At 73.0% G+C, this 17,695-nt stretch carries 12 protein-coding genes and 1 pseudogene; 10 read left to right on the top strand and 3 right to left on the bottom strand.

Annotated elements, in window-relative coordinates; translation table 11 throughout:
* Positions 1 to 78 precede the first annotated feature (78 nt).
* From J0P97_RS08660 to J0P97_RS08650, 3 genes are read left to right on the top strand one after another with little or no spacing between them, the layout of a single operon-like run.
* Complete coding sequence (locus J0P97_RS08660; RefSeq protein WP_282837121.1) at positions 79 to 624, top strand: RNA polymerase sigma factor; 546 nt, start codon at positions 79 to 81, stop codon at positions 622 to 624.
* 8 nt (positions 625 to 632) lie between these two features.
* Positions 633 to 1,190: an Asp23/Gls24 family envelope stress response protein gene (locus J0P97_RS08655; protein ID WP_215487387.1), complete on the top strand. Its 558-nt coding sequence runs from the start codon at positions 633 to 635 to the stop codon at positions 1,188 to 1,190.
* Positions 1,187 to 1,492 carry a hypothetical protein gene (locus tag J0P97_RS08650; protein WP_215487386.1) on the top strand — a complete coding sequence of 102 codons (306 nt, stop codon included), beginning with the start codon at positions 1,187 to 1,189 and terminating at the stop codon, positions 1,490 to 1,492. The genes J0P97_RS08655 and J0P97_RS08650 overlap by 4 nt, the downstream gene beginning before the upstream one ends.
* A gap of 66 nt (positions 1,493 to 1,558) precedes the next feature.
* Here J0P97_RS08650 and J0P97_RS08645 read toward each other — a convergent pair whose 3' ends face one another.
* Positions 1,559 to 3,520, bottom strand: a complete 1,962-nt coding sequence (locus J0P97_RS08645; RefSeq protein WP_215487385.1) for a phosphoenolpyruvate carboxykinase (GTP) — start codon at positions 3,518 to 3,520, stop codon at positions 1,559 to 1,561.
* 105 nt (positions 3,521 to 3,625) lie between these two features.
* Between J0P97_RS08645 and J0P97_RS08640 the strand changes: the two genes are divergently transcribed.
* The 5 genes and pseudogenes from J0P97_RS08640 to efeB all read left to right on the top strand — a co-directional run bounded on the left by J0P97_RS08640 (position 3,626) and on the right by efeB (position 12,336).
* Complete coding sequence (locus J0P97_RS08640) at positions 3,626 to 5,068, top strand: XRE family transcriptional regulator (protein ID WP_215487384.1); 1,443 nt, start codon at positions 3,626 to 3,628, stop codon at positions 5,066 to 5,068.
* A 6-nt stretch (positions 5,069 to 5,074) separates the two neighbouring features.
* Positions 5,075 to 8,494: a GH92 family glycosyl hydrolase gene (locus J0P97_RS08635; protein WP_215487383.1), complete on the top strand. Its 3,420-nt coding sequence runs from the start codon at positions 5,075 to 5,077 to the stop codon at positions 8,492 to 8,494.
* A gap of 173 nt (positions 8,495 to 8,667) precedes the next feature.
* Positions 8,668 to 9,660, top strand: coding sequence for an iron uptake transporter permease EfeU (gene efeU, locus J0P97_RS08630; RefSeq protein WP_215487382.1), 993 nt, complete (start codon positions 8,668 to 8,670; stop codon positions 9,658 to 9,660).
* The gene (efeO, locus tag J0P97_RS08625) at positions 9,657 to 10,889 is read left to right on the top strand and encodes an iron uptake system protein EfeO (protein ID WP_215487381.1); all 1,233 of its coding nucleotides are present in this window, start codon (positions 9,657 to 9,659) and stop codon (positions 10,887 to 10,889) included. Before efeU ends, efeO begins: the two co-directional genes overlap by 4 nt.
* Positions 10,889 to 12,336: pseudogene (gene efeB / locus J0P97_RS08620) on the top strand (iron uptake transporter deferrochelatase/peroxidase subunit). The gene efeO and the pseudogene efeB overlap by 1 nt, the downstream one beginning before the upstream one ends.
* 106 nt (positions 12,337 to 12,442) lie before the next feature.
* Here efeB and J0P97_RS08615 read toward each other — a convergent pair.
* Both J0P97_RS08615 and J0P97_RS08610 read right to left on the bottom strand, forming a co-directional pair.
* The gene (locus J0P97_RS08615) at positions 12,443 to 13,543 is read right to left on the bottom strand and encodes a winged helix DNA-binding domain-containing protein (protein WP_215487380.1); all 1,101 of its coding nucleotides are present in this window, start codon (positions 13,541 to 13,543) and stop codon (positions 12,443 to 12,445) included.
* 231 nt (positions 13,544 to 13,774) lie between these two features.
* Entirely contained in the window at positions 13,775 to 14,704 is a 930-nt protein-coding gene (locus J0P97_RS08610; RefSeq protein ID WP_215487379.1) for an esterase/lipase family protein, read from the bottom strand.
* Positions 14,705 to 14,875: 171 nt separating this feature from the next.
* Between J0P97_RS08610 and J0P97_RS08605 the strand changes: the two genes are divergently transcribed.
* Both J0P97_RS08605 and J0P97_RS08600 read left to right on the top strand, forming a co-directional pair.
* Positions 14,876 to 16,558 (top strand): thiamine pyrophosphate-binding protein, encoded by a 1,683-nt coding sequence (locus J0P97_RS08605; RefSeq protein ID WP_215487378.1) that lies wholly within the window; start codon positions 14,876 to 14,878, stop codon positions 16,556 to 16,558.
* A 114-nt stretch (positions 16,559 to 16,672) separates the two neighbouring features.
* Positions 16,673 to 17,695 (top strand): cation:proton antiporter (locus tag J0P97_RS08600; RefSeq protein ID WP_215487377.1); only part of this gene is annotated, 1,023 nt, incomplete at its 3' end.

Genomic DNA, 17,695 nt, shown 5'->3' with positions numbered 1-17,695 from the left:
CCCGGGCACCCCCGCGGCGCGTGTGCGAGATTCGACACACGACGCGGCGCCGCCGCGTCCGGACGCCCGAGGAGCACGGTGGAGACACTCCGTCACGTCGAGGACGCGATCCTCGCCGCGCGTGCCGCCGACGGCGACGAGCGCGCCTTCGCCGTCCTCGTGCGGCGGCACAGCGGATATCTCGTCGGATTCGCGACGCGCCTCCTCGGGTCGCGGGCGGACGCCGACGACTGCGTCCAGGAGGCGCTGATCGTCGCCTGGCGGCAGCTGCCCGATCTGCGCGAGCCTGCGCGGGTGCGCGCGTGGATGTCGACGATCGTCGCTCGCAAGGCGACCGATCGGCTGCGCTCACGACGACCCGTGACGCCCATCGAGGATGCCGAGCCCGAGGCGCGCGGACCGGGGCCGGACGAGTCGGCCGTGGCATCCTCGCAGATGGAGATGCTCCGCCGCGTGCTCGACGACCTGCCGTCGGCGCAGCGCGCGGTGTGGCTGCTGCGCGAGGTCAGCGGGTACGAATACGACGAGATCGCGCGGGAGCTGGGCGTGTCCCAGACCGCGGTCCGCGGGCGGCTGGCGCGGGCGCGCGCGACGATCTACGAGCGCATGGCGGAGTGGAGGTGACGGGCGACATGGCAGCGGAGACGATCGGCGCGTCGGGGTACACCCTCGAGCAGCTCGCCGCGTATCAGGATCGTGGGCGCACGCCGGCGATCCCCGAGATCGACGGCGATCCCGAGTGCCGGGCGGTGCTCGATTCGATGGGCCGACTGGGTGTGCTCTCGCGCGAGCTGATCGAGCTCGACACTCCCCCGGACCTGCCCGAGTCGTGGTTCCAGCAGATCCTCGGCGAGGTGGCCCGCGAGTCGCGCGCCGGACGCGATCTGCCGCTCATCGACGCCGAGCCCGTACGGGTCGTCGTGACCGAGGGGGCCGTGCGCGGGCTCGTCCGCGAGGCCGGCGACGCGGTGCCGGGCGTGCTCGTCGAGCGCGTGCAGGTGGACCTCGTGGGCGATCTGCGCCTGGATGTCCGTCTCACGATCAGCGCTCTCTACGGGACGCACCTGCGCACCGTCGCCGAGGACGTGCGCGCGCGGATCCGCGATGCCTTGGAGGAGTACGCGGGGTGGACGATCGGAGCGATCGACGTCGTCGTCGACTCCGTGCGCCGGACGGAGGACGAGCGATGATCGAGGGCGGCGCCGGGAGCCTGGCGGAGAGAGTGGATGCCGCGGCCCGCGCCGTGCCCGGCGTCGCAGAGCTCTACTTCGCCCGGAGCCTCCCGCGTCGGCTCTGGCCCGGCGGCGGGGATGGCACCGCCTACAGCGTCGTGACGCGTCGCGGCGAGGCGCTCGAGATCACGGTGAGCATCGGGGTCGCGGGCGGGCGGGTCGCGCGCGTCGCCGACGAGGTCGTGACCCGCGTGCGCGCGGCGGTGGGGACGCCGGACGTGCACGTGACCGTGCGGGTGAGCCGGATCACGTCGTCGTGATCCCGCTCACCCGCACGGTGGCCGTGGCGACCGGACCGGCCCCCGGAGCGGCCGGTCCCGCGGTGCTCAGCTCTGCTGCGCGAGCTTGAGCCGGTACCGCAGGGCGGCCAGTTCGGCGTACAGTGCCGCCGGCACCCGGCCGTCGAACGTGCGGTAGAACTCCTCGGTGAGGTCGGTCTCCTGCAGCCACAGCTCGGGATCGACCTCGAACAGCGCGTCGAGGTCCTCCTGCGGCACCTCGATGCCGTCGAGGTTGAGGTCCGAGGTCACGGGCAGGCGCCCGATCGCGCTCTCCACAGTGGGGACGGATCCCTCGACGCGGCGGATGATCCAGTCGATCACGCGGGCGTTGTCGCCGAACCCGGGCCAGAGGAAGCGGCCGTCCGCCCCCTTCCGGAACCAGTTCACCTGGAACACGCGCGGGGCGCGGTCGAAGCGCAGCTGCTGGCCGACCTTCAGCCAGTGGCCGAAGTAGTCGGCCATGTTGTACCCGCAGAAGGGGAGCATCGCGAACGGGTCGCGGCGCAGCTCGCCGACGGTGCCCTCCGCGGCCGCGGTGCGCTCGGAGGAGATGTTCGAGCCGAGGAAGACGCCGTGCGTCCAGTCGGTCGCCTCGACGACGAGGGGCACGTTGGTCGCGCGGCGACCGCCGAAGAGGATGGCATCCAGCGGCACACCCTCCGGAGCGTCCCAGTCCGGCGCGATCTGCGGGCACTGACCGGCGCTGACCGTGAAGCGCGAGTTGGGGTGCGCTGCGGGCCGGCCCGAGGCGGGCGTCCACGGCTTGCCCTCCCAATCGGTGAGCTCCTCGGGGACGTCATCGGTGAGGCCCTCCCACCAGACGTCGCCGTCGGGGCGCAGCGCGACGTTCGTGAAGACGGTGTTGCCCCAGAGCGTCTCGACGGCCGTGACGTTGGTGGACTCGCCGGTGCCGGGGGCGACGCCGAAGAAGCCGGCCTCGGGGTTGATGGCCCAGAGGCGGCCGTCCTCGCCGGGACGCAGCCACGCGATGTCGTCGCCGAGCGTCTCGACGCGCCAGCCGGGGATCGTCGGGCGGAGCATCGCGAGGTTCGTCTTGCCGCATGCGGACGGGAAGGCGGCGGCCACGTGGTACGCCTTGCCCTCCGGGCTGATGACGCGGATGAGGAGCATGTGCTCGGCGAGCCAGCCCTCGTCGCGGCCGATCACCGAGGCGATCCGCAGCGCGAAGCACTTCTTGGCGAGGATCGCATTGCCGCCGTAGCCCGAGCCGAAGGACCACACTTCGAGCGTCTCGGGGTAGTGCACGATGTACTTCTCGTCGTTGCACGGCCACTTGACGTCCTTCTCGCCCGGCGCCAGCGGAGCGCCCACCGAGTGCACGGTCTTGACCCACGGCTTGCCGGCCGCGATCTGGGCGAGCACGTCGGAGCCGACACGGGTCATGATCCCGATGGACGTGACGGCGTAGGCCGAATCGGTGACCTGCACCCCGATGTGCGACAGCGGGCCGCCGACGGCGCCCATCGAGAAGGGGACGACGTACATCGTGCGCCCGCGCATGGATCCGGCGAACAGCGGCGTGAGCGTCTCGCGCATCTCGGCCGGATCCGCCCAGTTGTTCGTGGGCCCGGCGTCCTCGGCGCGCTCGGACGCGATGAAGGTGCGTGCCTCGGTGCGCGCGACGTCGCTCGGGTGCGAACGGGCGAGGTAGGAGCCGGGTCGCCACTCGGGGTTCAGCTTGATGAGCTTGCCCTCGTCGACCTGCTGCCGCAGAAGAGCCTCGTTCTCCGCGTTCGACCCGTCCACCCAGTGGATGCGGGCGGGCTGCGTGAGCGCGGCGATCTCGTCGACCCAGGCGAAGAGCTCGTCGAGCCCCGCACCGGCGGTCGTCGGACGCGCGCCGAAGGTGCGGGATGCCGATGCCGCTCCGGTGCCCTCCGCGCCCGCGCGAGCCCGAACCGCGGTCTCCGTCCCCCCGCTCGCGGCGGGACGGCTCGCGGCGGGACGACTGGCGGCGGGACGGGTGAACAGGTCGGCAATGGCCATGTCAGCTCCTTCAGGGGTGGTCTTGTTCCACTGTGGACCGAGATCCGGCATGCTTTCGCGGATCTTAGCCGTCAAGAATCTGCTTTCTTTCGCTATCATCAAGGAATGCCTGCCTCCGCTCTCGAGCTGTCGACCCTCGGACACCGCGTCCGTCACCACCGCACCGCCCGCGGCTACACGCTCGACGAGCTCGGTGCGATCGTCGGGGTCGCCGGCAGCCAGCTGAGCCTCATCGAGAACGGCAAGCGCGAGCCCAAGCTGTCCCTCCTGCAGGCGATCGCGCAAGCCACGGGGACGGACGTCACCGACCTCCTCTCCCCCGAACCGCCCCACCACCGCGCCGCCATCGAGCTCGACCTCGAGCGGGCGCAGGCCTCGCCGGTCTTCCGTCGCCTCGGCATCCCGCCGGTGCGCGTCACCAAGACGATGCCCGACGAGACGATCGAGGCGGTGCTGGGCCTGCACCGCGAACTGCAGCGCCGTGAGCGCGAGGCGATCGCGACGCCCGAGGAGGCGCGCCGCGCGAACACCGAGCTGCGGCTGCGGATGCGCGCGGCGGGCAACTACCTGCCCGCCATCGAGCAGCTCGCCGAGAAGCAGCTGCGCGCCGCCGGCCACACCACCGGGGCGCTCACGCACCGCACCGTCAGCATCATGGCCGAGCAGCTGGGGTTCGAGCTGCTGTACGTCGACGACCTCCCCCACTCCGCCCGCTCCGTCACCGACCTCGAGAACGGGCGCATCTACCTGCCCCCCGCGTCGATCCCCGGGGGCCATGGACTGCGCTCGATGGCGCTTCAGGCGATGGCGCACCGCCTACTCGGCCACACGCCTCCCACCGACTACGCCGACTTCCTCGAGCAGCGCCTGGAGATCAACTACTTCGCGGCGTGCTGCCTCATGCCGGAGACGGCGTCTGTCGCCTTCCTCGCGCAGGCGAAGAAGGAGCGCAACCTCGCGGTCGAGGACTTCCGCGACGCGTTCGGCGTCACGCATGAGGCGGCCGGCATGCGGATGACGAATCTTCTCACCCAGCACCTCGGCATCCCGCTGCACTTCCTCCGCGTCGACGGCTCCGGGGCGATCAACCGGGTCTACGAGAACGACGAGCTGCCGCTGCCGATGGATGTCACCGGATCGGTCGAAGGTCAGATCGTCTGCCGCGAGTTCGCGGCGCGCTCGGCCTTCACCCAGCAGAACCGCACGGTCGAGCACTACCAGTACACCGACACTCCCGCCGGCACCTTCTGGTGCTCCAGCCAGACCGGGAAGACGGGCGACGGGGAGTTCTCCATCACGGTCGGCGTGCCCTTCGACGACGCCCGCTGGTTCCGCGGCCGCGAGACGAGCAAGCGGGCGACCTCGACGTGCCCCGATGAGGCCTGCTGTCGGCGGCCGGATGCCGAGGTCGCGGCGCGCTGGTCGGGCAAGGCCTGGCCGAGCGCCCGCGTGCACATGCAGATGTTCTCACCGCTCCCCCGCGGCGCCTTCCCCGGCGTCGACGACGGCGAGGTCTACGGATTCCTCGACCGCCACGCGCAGGAGTAGCCGCCCATGCCCCGGGAGGACAGCGCACGCGCGTGGCCGTGCCGCGCCTGGCGATGGCTCTGCCGGCTCTGGCGCGGCGGCGACGACGACGGCTCGCCGCGCGTCTTCCGTGGTGCGCCCCGGCATCCGGTCGCCGCCCGCAGCGGAACAGGGCTGTTCGGGCCGGATGCACTGGCGTGGACCGTCTCGGAACGCCGCTCGGGCTCCGGCGCGGGCGCTGCAGCCGAGACCGACATCCCGGCGACTCTCCTGCGCGGGCTCGGGACGACAGAGCCGGGAACCGCCTGGACCGATGACGAGCACACGGTCGGCGGCGCCGACCTTCTCGGTCACGTCGTCGCGGCCGGGGAGGTGTTCCGCTACGCCGTGCTCACCGAGTTCCGCGGCGACCTGACCGGCGATGCGCGGTTCGCCGCCGCGGCCGCCTGCCTCGACATCGAGTTCGACGACGGGGTGCGACTCTCGGAGCTCGCGGCGGACATCCACGGCATCCCGCTCGATCCGCAGGCGCAGCACGACGGACTGTTCCTCCTCCCCGATCAGTGGGTCCGAGTGGAGGTTCCGCTGGGTGCCGCCGCCGGACGGACGGTGCGCCGGGTGATCCTGCGCACCCTCGCGCTCGCGCCCGGACGGCTGTCCGGGTTCGCCGACGGCATCGAGATCGCCGCGCCGCGGCCATTGGGGCCGCAGCCCACGGACGCCGTGCGCACGCGGCGCGGCACCCATTCGTCGGAGCGCTACTCTCGCGGGCTGACGCTCCCGTCGGTCGCGACGCCGCACGCGCTCATCATGGCGACGCCCGTCACCGACGCGCGGACGGCGCGCTGGATGTACACCTGGCACGCGCACGCGGGGGCCGATGGCCGGCCCGGGATCGAGGCGTTCGCGACGACGCTCGCCCCGAGCCCGTGGATCGGGGAGCGCGCCGCCTTCCAGGTGATGCCATCCGCCGCGCCGACCCCGCCGGTCGACCCCGCGACGCGACGTCTCGCGTTCCGCCATCGCGACGAGTACGACCGTGTGCATCATTACCGCGTCGAGCTCGACCCGGGGAGGGCAGGGCCCGCCCGCCCCGCGGAGGATGCGCGCGGCGCGGGACCCCTGCCGATCATCGCGGAGCTCGCGCCCGCCCGCGCCGCCACGGCGATGCGCTTCACTCTCCCGGGCGGCGGATCGCTGCTGTTCGACCGCCTCGGCACCGGCGAGGTCTCCGCCGTCCTGCGGCCCGGCGGGGCGACGGTCAGCGGTTTCACCGACCAGCGTTCGGAGGACGGCCGCGTCGTCCCGCGCATGTACGTGTGGGGCGAGGTCGACGGCGCGGTGACGGCGACCGGTCGGTCCGCGTCGCCGTTCCGGGACGACGCCGCCTGGGTGCGCATCGCCCGAGACGGCGGCGGTGAGGGCGCGGGTGCGGTCGTCGAGGTCCGACTCGGGGTGTCCTTCCTCTCGCTCGACCAGGCCCGCGCCAACCTCGCCGCCGACATCGGCGGGGCCACCTTCGACGAGGTGTCCGATCGGGCGCGGGAGGAGTGGGATGCCGCGCTCGGCGCGATCGAGGTGGAGGGCGCGACCCGCGAGCAGCGCATCACGCTGGCATCCGGACTCGTCCGCGCGCTGATGTTCCCGAACACGGCGCACGAGTTCGTGGAGGGGCGCCCCGTCTACGCGAGCCCGTTCCGGGCGAGTGCCGGAGACTCGCCCGAGCGGACGGGGCTGCGGGTCGTCCCCGGCCGGCTCAGCGTCAACAACGGGTTCTGGGACACCTACCGCACCGCGTGGCCGCTTCTCGGCCTCATCGACCCGGCGACCCCCGATCTCGTCGACGGCATCCTGCAGCACGCACGCGACGGCGGCTGGATGTCGCGGTGGACGGCGCCCGGGCCGCTGGATGTGATGGTGGGCACGTCGAGCGACGCGATCGTCGCCGATCTCGCCCGCAAGGGCATGGCCATCGACCACCGCACGGGGTGGGCCGCCGGCGTCCGCAATGCGACCGTCCTGCCGCCGAGCCCCGTCGTCGGACGGAAGGGGCAGGCGCGGGCGCTCTTCCGCTCCTTCACCTCCGCGGACGTGGCGGAGGGGATGTCGTGGACCCTGGAGGCCGCGATCAACGACCATGCTCTCGGACGCTACGCCGCGTGGCTCGCCGAGCGCAGCGCGGACCCCGGTGAGCGAGAGAGCCTTCTCGCGCACGCGGAGTGGTTCGCGGGCCGGGCTGCGGTGTACGCCGCCGTCTTCGACCCGGCGACCGGCTTCTTCCGCGGGCGGCGCGCCGACGGGGCCTGGCGCGGGCGCACCGGAGCGTTCGATCCGGACGCGTGGGGCACGGACTACGTCGAGACGAATGCGTGGGGCATGTCCGTCACCGTGCCGCACGACGGCGCGGGCCTGGCCGCCCTGCACGGCGGCCCCGCCGGGCTCGCCGCGCTGCTCGAACGCTTCTTCCGGACGCCGGAGCGGGGCGACCGGAGCGTGTGGGGCGGGTACGGGCACCAGATCCATGAGATCAGCGAAGCGCGCGATCAGCGCCTGGGCATGCTCGCGCTGTCGAACCAGCCCGCCCACCACATTCCCGCGATGTGGGCGTTCGCGGGGCGCCCCGGTCGCGCGCACGAGGTCATCCGCACCGCCCTCGACCGCCTGTTCGCGGGCGTCGACCTCGGCCAGGGGAACCCGGGCGACGAGGACAACGGCGAGATGAGCGCATGGTGGATCCTGAACGCGATCGGCCTCTACCCCCTGATCCCCGGCGAGCCCGGCTGGTTCCTCACCCCGCCGCTGTTCCCGAGGGTCCGGCTGCGGCTGCCCGCGAAGGCCGGAGGCGAGGCGGGGGTCTTCGAGATCACCACGTCGGGGTCGGGGCGGCACATCGCCGCGGCGCGCCTCGACGGCGAGGAGTGGACCTCGGCGTGGCTCCCCCACGAACGGATCCGCGGCGGAGCACGGCTGCACCTCGACCTCACGGACGCGCCCTCGTCCTGGGGAGCGGGCGCCCCTCCACCGTCGGCGAGCGCCGGGCTGCCACGACTGCCGGTCGACCACGCCGTCCGCGCTCGCGTCGGCGGGCGGGATGCCGCGGCGCTGGTCGACGACGACGGGGAGACCGGTGTCCTCGTCCGCGCCGGTGAGACGATCGAGGTCGACCTCGACGCGGCCGCCGTGGAGGCGACGGGGTCGCCGACGCTCGCCACCGTGACGGTCGCGGGCCCCGCGCGGATCCGCCTCGAGTTCGTCACCCGGACGGCGACCCTGGTCTGGCGCGCGGAGGTGGATGTTGCGGAGGTGCGGACGATTCCGCTCCGCCTGGACGGGACGGGTGTCTCGACGCTCGGCATCCGGAACCTGGGCGACGACCTCGACCTCCGGGAGATCGAGGTCCTCTCCGCCGAGACCTGGTCGCCCGCGCGCGACACCGGTCACGACTGACGGCGGGCGGCGCGGCGGACGCCAGACGGCGCGGACGAGCGCCGCTCGCGTCCCGGCGCCGAGTTGAGCGGCGTCCGGCGCGGGTGTACTGTCGATCCGCCGGTTAGGTTCACCTAACCTAAGCCGGCGACTCGACTCTTTCCCTCTCCTCTCCTCGATCCGGACACCCGCACGTGCTCGCCACCTTCCTGATCGGCCTTCGCGAAGGCCTCGAAGCCGCCCTCGTCGTCGGCATCCTCGTCGCCTACCTCACCCGGGTCGGCCGCCGAGACGTGCTCCCCCGGCTCTGGGCGGGCATCGGGCTCGCCGTGGCGCTGGCGCTCGGGATCGGCGCGGTGCTCACGTTCGGCTCCTACGCCCTCACCTTCCAGGCGCAGGAGCTCATCGGCGGCCTCCTCTCCGTGCTCACCGTCGCGATGGTGACGTGGATGATCTTCTGGATGCAGAAGACCGCGCGCACCCTCAAACGCAGCCTCGAGGGCGAGGTCGATCGTGCGCTCTCCGCCGGCGGCGCCTGGGCGATCGTCGCGATCGGATTCGTCTCGGTCGCGCGTGAGGGGATCGAGACGACACTCCTGCTGTGGTCGATGGTGCAGTCCTTCGGCGACGCGCCCGCCACCCTGCTCGGGGCGCTGCTCGGGCTCGGCGCGGCCGTCGTCCTCGGCGCCCTGTTGGCCCGCGGCATGGTCCGCGTGGACCTGCGCGTCTTCTTCGCCTGGACCGGCGCGTTCCTCGTCGTCGTCGCCGCGGGAGTCCTCGCCTACGCCCTGCACGACCTCCAGGAGGCGGGCGTCGTGCCGGGCCCCTTCACCGATGCGGCTCCGATCGACGGCACCGGTGCGGTCGCCACGGGCTGGGCGGCGTTCCCGTTCGGCTGGGCGTTCGATGTCCGCGACGCGATCGGACCGACCTCGCCACTGGCGGCGATCCTGCAGGCCACCGTCGGCTTCATGCCGCAGATGTCCTGGCTCCAGGTCATCGCGTGGGCACTGTATCTCGCCGTCGTCGGCACCGCGTTCGTCCGCGGTCTGCGGCGCCCCACACGGCCAGGCCGCACGGGTGCTCCCGCTGAGGACCCCGGTGACGCCGGCACCGCCGCATCCCCCGACCTTCCGACAGCCACCGCTCACCCCACCGACATCCCGAACCCGCAAGGAGCCCGATGACCACCCGCCGCCTCCTCACCGTCACCGCGACGGTGGGACTCGCCGCTTTGGCCCTCTCCGGCTGCGTCGCGAAGACCGATGCCACCGCTGCCGGAGCCCCGCTCACCGTCACCTCGACGAATGACGCGTGCGAGGTCTCGTCCGGCGCCGCGACGAGCGGGACGGTCACCTTCGACGTGCGCAACGCCGGTTCGGACGTGAGCGAGTTCTACCTCCTCGCGGACGACGGCCTGCGCATCGTCGGCGAGGTGGAGAACATCGCGCCGGGCGCGACGCGCAGCCTCACCGTGGTGGCCCAGCCGGGCGAGTACTTCACGCTCTGCAAGCCGGGCATGGTCGGCGAGGGCGTCGGGCGCGCGTCGTTCTCGGTCTCGGGCGAGAAGATCGCGGCGACCGGCGACGATGCCGAGCAGAAGCAGCAGGCCGTCGGCCTGTACGCCGCCTTCGTGAAGGACCAGGTCGAGCAGCTCATCCCCGCCGTCGACGCCTTCGTGGCCGCCTACGAGTCCGGCGACGATGCGACGGCCCGCGAGCTCTTCGCCACGACTCGCACGTTCTACGAGCGGATCGAGCCGGTCGCAGAGTCGCTCGGCGACCTCGACCCCCGCATCGACTACCGCGAGGTGGATGCCGTTGCCGAGGGCCTCGACTGGACGGGCTTCCACCGCATCGAGAAGGACCTCTGGGTCCCCGCGCAGGATGCCCTCAACTCCGACGGCGTCACCCCGGCCGGCAAGGACTGGGCCCCCTCGACCCCTGCGGAGCGCGCGGCGTTCGGTGATCAGCTCGTGGCGGATGTCGCGCAGCTGAGCGACTACGTCCACTCGGCCGATTTCACCACCGCGCTCGACGCGCAGGGCATCGGCGGCATCTCCAACGGCGCGATCGCGCTCCTCGACGAGGTCGCGACCGGCAAGATCTCCGGTGAGGAGGACTGGTGGTCGGGCACCGACCTCTACGACTTCGCCGCGAACGTCGAGGGCTCGAAGATGGCGTTCTCGCTCGTCCAGGACTTCGCCACGGCATCCGGCGACAAGGGCGCGGCCCTCGTCACCCGCATCCAGACCGGGTACGACGACCTCGACGCGGCCCTCGCCGCGCACGGCTCGCTCGCGAGCGGCTTCCCGGCGTACGCGACGATCACCGACGCCGACCGGCGCCAGTTCACCGACCTCATCAACGCCCTGGCCGAGCCGCTTTCGCAGCTCACCTCGACCATCCTGGACTGATGACCCCCGACGACCCCGGCACTCCCTCCGCGGCCTCCGGGGACCCTTCAGCTCCTTCGGGCCCCCCGGGCGCGTCCGGCACCTCGGGTCCCTCGCCGAGTGTCCAGAACACGCGGACTCCACCGGGCACCACTCCGCGTGTCTTGGACACTCGGCGGGACGGGGAGCGGGCGCCGGGTCTGAGCCGGCGAGGGCTGCTCGGGCTCGCGGCGGGCGTCGGGGCCGCGGGGCTCGCGCTCGGTGCGGGCGCCGGATCGGCCGCGGGCGTCGCGGTCGGGCGTGCGCGGGCGACGGATGCCGGGGCATCCGTCCACCCGTTCTTCGGCGCGCACCAGTCCGGGATCACGACGCCGGTGCAGGACCATCTGCACTTCGCCTCGTTCGACATGATGGCGCGGACCACGCGTCAAGACCTCGTCGAGCTCCTCCAGGACTGGACATATGCCGCGGCGCGCATGTCTCAGGGGCTCGACGTCAGCGCCACGGGCGCCATCGGCGGCTCGCCCGAGGCGCCGCCCGACGACACGGGCGAGGCGCTCGGCCTCCCGGCGAACGCGCTGACCATCACGATCGGGTTCGGACCGACGCTCTTCACCTCCGCGAGCGGCGAGGACCGATACGGGATCGCGGATCGGCGCCCGGCGGCGCTGGTCGAGCTGCCGCCCTTCCTCGGCGACGCCCTCGACCCGCTCGCCTCGGGCGGCGACCTCTTCGTCCAGGCGTGCGCCGACGATCCGCAGGTCGCGGTGCACGCGATCCGCAACCTCAGCCGCATCGCCTTCGGACGAGCGCGTCTGCGGTGGTCGCAGCTCGGGTTCGGCAAGACGTCGAAGACGACGTCCGACCAGGCGACCCCGCGGAACCTCTTCGGCTTCAAGGACGGCACGGCGAACATCCTCGCCGACGACGGCGCGGCGCTCGACGCGCACGTCTGGGTGTCGCCCGCCGACGAGCCGCAGTGGATGACGGGGGCTCCTACCTCGTCGCGCGGAAGATCGCGATGCTCATCGAGACATGGGACCGCGTGCGCCTCAGCGAGCAGGACCGCATCGTCGGCCGCGACAAGGGCGAAGGCGCGCCCCTCTCCGGCGGCACCGAGCAGACGCCGCCCGATTTCACTGCGGCCTCGCATGCGGCGAGCTCCTCGGCATCCCCTGCCATCGACGCGCGCAGCCACGTCCGCCTCGCCCACCCGGATTTCAACGACGGTGTTCGGATCCTGCGCCGCGGCTACAACTACGTCGACGGCAACACGGCGCTCGGACGGCTGGATGCCGGGCTCTTCTTCCTCGCCTATCAGCGCGATCCCGCGCAGTTCATCCGCCTCCAGAAGGCGCTGTCGACCGATCTCATGGCCGAGTACGTGAAGCACATCGGATCCGGCCTCTGGGCCGTACCGCCGGGGGCGGCGGCGGGCTCGTACGTGGGCGCCGGCCTCTTCGCCTGACCCGGCGCGCGCGACCTGCGGCTGAGGGGCGCGGACGTCCGGGAGGCGCACGCGCCGCCCGGCGCACGCCCCCACCCGAACGTCCCGCGGGCCGCGCTCGCCTCCCTCACCCGCGCAGGAAACGCGCGAACCGGTCGAGTGCCGCGGCGACGGATGCCTCGCCTGGTCCGCCCGGCGCGAGCTCCGCCACGGGGTCGAGATGGTGCCGCCCGACGGCGAGCGAGTGCTTCCAGGTGCCGATGACCTCGCCGCCCGACCCGATCAGCACCGGTTTCACGGCGCCGTTCGCGCTCGGGCCGATCGCCGCCGCCTGCGCGGGCGTGCAGATCGCGGTGCGGTCCGCGTAGGACAGGTAGTACTCATCGAACGGGCCCAGCGCCAGAGCGGGGACCTCGAGGCCGTCGAAGGATGCCGCGGCGCCCGCCCCGACCCCGGATCCCCCCGCGGTGCCCGCCTGGACGAAGATGCCCTCCTCGATCTCGGACACCCGCTCCCCCGCACCCTCGCGCGCGGCGCGCGCGAGACCCAGCGGCAGCCCGGCCCACCAGCGGAAGTCAGCCAGCCCGGCGGGCCCGTGGGCGCGCAGGTACCGTACGAGCAGCTCCGCGAGGGGGTCGACGGGCGTCGCGGCATCCCGGATCCATTCGTCCGCGGCGACGAGATACTGCTCGCGCGTCGGCGCCCCCTCGCGGGGCACGACCGGGCCGAGCACGATGACGCCACGCCGGCAGAGGGCGGTGAGGATCATGTTGCCCCGCATGCCCGAGGTGTCGACGCCCGCACCGACCAGCACCTCCGCGAACTCGAGCCGGGTGAGCCGGTTGCCGCCGCACAGCGCCGCGCGGGCCGCCCGTTCGGCGCGGCCGAGCGGGTGGTCGTCGATCTCGAGGGAGCGATGGATGCCGGCGGCCTGGCGGTCCTGACGAGCGCTCGTGACCGACAGCATCCACCCGAGATCCCGTGGATCGACGATGTGCACCGTCCCGCGCTGGGTCCACGAGCGGATGAGATCGCCGCGGTCGAAGGCGCGATCCACCTCGCGCAGGGTCGGCTCCCCCGCGGTGCGCACGGCCAGCGCCCATCGGCCGCCCCAGAACTCCTGCGCCTGTGTCGCGGTCAGGTGCCGCGCGGCGCTCACGACGTCGGGCGCCGGGTCGCTCAGCCGGTGCGCGCGCAGCCGCCGGGCGCGCAGGTTCTCGAGGTCCATGGCGACATCATCACCCGCGACCTGTACCGTTCGCAGGACCGGCGCCGCCGGCCGCGGCTGTTCCCCTCGAAATCATGCGGGCGCGGGACGGCGCACACCACGACGATCCTGCGAACGGTACAGCGACCCTCCAGCACGCCCGGGGGCGCCGGGGTGGGGGCGCCCGGGGCGCCGGGGCCCTAGGGCGCCGGGGTGGGGGCACCGGACGCGGCGGGTTGCCCGGGGCGCGGCCTACGCGCCCGACCCCAGCGCCGCATCGACGATGTCGAACACGCGCGGATCCCACGTGAGCGCCCGCTCCCAGGGGAGGTCGAAGCGGTCGGCGAAGAAGATGCTGTGCACATCGTCGACGCGATGCACGGACCTGTGCGGAAGGACCTCAGCGGGGACCTCCTCGCCCAGCGCGCTGCGGGTGGCGACGAGGCCATCGTGCGGCCACAGCCGCGACGGCTCCTCGTACGCGGCGAAGCGGTCGCCGCCGACCAGGGTGACCTCGATGTCGTCGAGGACGCCGCGCTGGCCGGCGTTCCAGCCGTCGTCACCGGCCAGGAAGGAGTGACTGACCTCATCGGCGGCCCCCTGCGAGACCTGGTCGGCGAAGGCGAGCGACTGCGTCAGGATGGCCGCCGTCGCGGTGTCGTCGTGTGCATCCGCGAGAAGGATGTCGCCGCGTCGGACATCGCCGAGCAGCGACCCCGTCCACGGCGTGCCGAGGGTCACGAGGCGGGCCACCGGAGGGGTGGAGCCGCCGCGCGTGCCGGCGCCGGGCGCCCCGAGAGCTCCGAGCGCGGCGCGGGTGAACAGTCCGCCCATCGAGTGCGCCACGATGTCGATCGCGTCGACCGCGTACGCGTCGGTGACATGGGCGAGGAAAGCCGCCAACGCGGTTCCCGCGTCATCGATCCGCCCGGCCGAGTTGACCGTCATCGCGGCCGGCAGGACCTCCGGAACGTCGGAGAAGCCCTGCCAGCCGTCGTCGGAGCGGACGACGCCCGCTCCGACGCGGGCGGGCGCGGTGAACACCGTGTGCCCGGCCGCGAGCAGGTGCGCACGCAGCGCGGTCATGGTGTTCCCCGCGGCCATCCCGGCGTCCGCGGCGGCGGACGGGGTGGTGAAGGGGGTGACGGCGGCACCGCCGGAGACGAGGACGATCGCTCTCATGGGCTCTACTCTGCCATCGCCCGCCGCTCCCGCGACCGGACATTTGCGCTCCCCCGACCCGCGCGGGATACTCGACACTGTCCGGCACGCGAAGGTGCGCGCCGGTGCTCGAAAAAGGAGCACGCGAGACATATACGGCATCCATCACCGTCCTCGTCTCCGGGAGCCTCCATGCCCACCGTCTCCGCGCACGTCGCCCAGACCCTCGCCCGCCACATCGACCACGTCTTCGGCGTCATGGGCAACGGCAACGCGCACTTCCTCGACGCACTCGAGCGGTCCACCGATGTGCACTACACGGCGGTCCGTCACGAAGCGGGCGGCGTCGTCGCCGCCGACGCGTACCACCGGGCCGGCGGGGGTCTCGCCGCCGCGACGGCGACCTACGGCGCCGGCTTCACGAACACGCTCACCGCCCTTGCCGAGGCGGTGCAGGCCCACGTCCCGCTGATCCTCGTCGTCGGCGACGAGCCCACCTCCGGCCCCCGCCCGTGGGATGTCGACCAGATCGCCCTCGCGTCGGCGGTCGGTGCGCGCACCTACACGGTCGGCCGGGCGGATGCCGCGGCGACGACCGTCATCGCGATCGAGCACGCGCTGTCCTACCGGGTGCCGACGGTGCTCGCGATCCCCTACGACGTCGCGAAGCTCGACGCGGGCCCCGTTCCCGACGCACCGGAGCCGGCCGTCCCCGCGCCGCTCGCCCCCTCCCCGTTCGCCCGCGCGGCGATCTCCGACCTCGCGCGCGCCCTCCAGGGCGCCGAGCGGCCCGTGCTCCTCGCCGGGCGCGGCGCGTGGGTAGCGGGCGCGGGTGATGCGCTCGGCGCCCTCGCGGCCGGGACCGGAGCGGTGACCGCGACGACGGCGCTCGGGCGCGGTGTGTTCCCGGACGGGGCGTTCGACCTGGGGGTGACCGGCGGGTTCGGCGCCGAGCGGGCGATGGAGCTGATCGGCACGGCGGATGTGGCGGTCGTGTTCGGCGCGGGCCTCAACCAGTTCACGATGCGCTTCGGCGCGCTCTTCTCCCCCGGCACCCGCGTCGTGCAGGTCGACATCGCGCCCGCCGCCACGCATCCCCACGTCGGCGGCTACATCCGCGGGGACGCGCGCCTCGTCGCGGAAGCGCTCGTCGGCGAGCTCGAGATGCTGCGGGCCGACGCCGACCGCCCGGGATCGTCGACCGGCTGGCGTGAGAGCGTCGACGCGGTCGCGTTGCGGACGCAGGAGGGCGGCGACGGCCTCGCCCCCGACGGCCGCCTCGACCCGCGCTCGGTCGCCGTGCGCATCGGCGAGATCCTCGACGGCGAGTCCTCCACCCGCGACCGCGTCGTCGTCACCGACGGCGGCCACTTCATCGGCTGGGCGAACATGTACTGGTCCGTGGCCTCCCCCGACCGGATGATGATGGTCGGCACGGCGTACCAGTCGATCGGCCTCGGCTTCCCCTCCGTCCCGGGCGCCGCGATGGCGAAACCGGATGCCACGATCGTGCTCTCCACCGGCGACGGCGGCGGGCTGATGGCCCTCGCCGACCTCGAGTCCGCCGTCCGCGTCGCGCGCGGCCGGGGCCTGGCCGTCGTGTGGAACGACGCCGCCTACGGGGCCGAGGTGAACCTGTACGGCCTGCAGGGCCTCGCGCGCGAGCCGATGCTGATCCCCGAGGTCGACTTCGCGGGGCTCGCCCGCGCGATGGGAGCGGAGGGCATCGCCGTCCGGACCCCGGGCGACCTCGACGCCCTGGCCCGATGGGCGGCGAGCCCGGCATCCGAGCGGCCGTTCCTCCTCCTGGACTGCCGGATCTCCGGCGAGGTCATCGCCCCGTATCAGCAGGAGATCGTGCGCGTGAACTCCTGACCGCCGCCCCCCGATCGGGAATGCGGGGGGCTTCTCCCGCGCTGAACCCTGAGGCCACACTGGGAGCACGGGGAACCCGGGGCGTGCGCGTGCGGTCGATGGAGGAGGATGCGGATGCAAGGTCTCGAAGTGACGGTCCTGCTCGGGCTCGCGATCCTCGTCGGCACGGCGTTGGCGCCGAAGCTGCGGATCGCGACGCCGCTCCTCCTCGTGATCCTCGGTCTCCTGCTCGGCTTCGTGCCGCAGCTGCGCGAGATCCAGCTGCCGCCGGAGACGGTGCTGCTGCTGTTCCTGCCGGTGATGCTGTTCTGGGAGAGCCTGTCGACATCGCTCCGCGCGATCCGGCGGTCCTTGCGCTACATCATCCCGATGAGCACCCTGCTCGTCGTGGCATCCGCCCTCGCCGTCGCGTGGGTCGCGACGCTCTTCGGGATGCCGTGGACCACCGGCCTGCTGCTGGGCGCCGCCGTCGCACCGCCGGATGCCACGGCGGTCGCCGCGCTCGGACGCCTGCTGCCGCAGCGGATGTTCATGAAGCTCAAGGCGGAGAGCCTCAGCAACGACGGCACGGCGCTCGTCGTCTATGCGATCGCCCTGTCGCTCGCGCTGGGAGAGAACGTCACGGGCTGGACGGTGACGATGACCGTCCTCGTCTCCTATCTCGGAGGCGCGGCGGCGGGCATCCTCACCGCGGCGCTCGCGTACGCGGGGCTCCGGCGCACGCGGTCGGCGATCGTCATCAACACCACCCTCGCGCTCGTCCCCTTCGTCGCGTTCCTCCTTGCGGAGATGATCCACGCCTCGGGCGTCCTCGCGGTCGTCACGGCGGGCCTCATCATCGCGTGGTCGCTGTCGCGGATCACGACGGCGACCTCCCGTCGTCAGGCCGTCGCCGCGTGGCCGTTCGGGGTCTACCTCCTCAACGGCGCGCTGTTCGTCCTCATCGGACTCGAGGTGCAGTTCGTCGTGCACGACATCGAGCCGCGGATGATCGGACGTCTTCTGCTGATCACCGTCGCCGCGTGGCTCACCCTCCTCGCCGTGCGCTACGTGTTCCAGGCGATCAACGTCCTGTTCACACGACCGCGTCGCTCGCGCCGCCGGGCCGGCTCCGGCGACGCGAGCACCGCGTCGGGC

The sequence above is a fragment of the Microbacterium flavum genome (assembly GCF_018717645.1).
Taxonomy (GTDB): domain Bacteria; phylum Actinomycetota; class Actinomycetes; order Actinomycetales; family Microbacteriaceae; genus Microbacterium; species Microbacterium flavum.
Note: the sequence above shows the minus strand (reverse complement) of the source record. Positions and strands in the feature narration are given on the sequence as shown.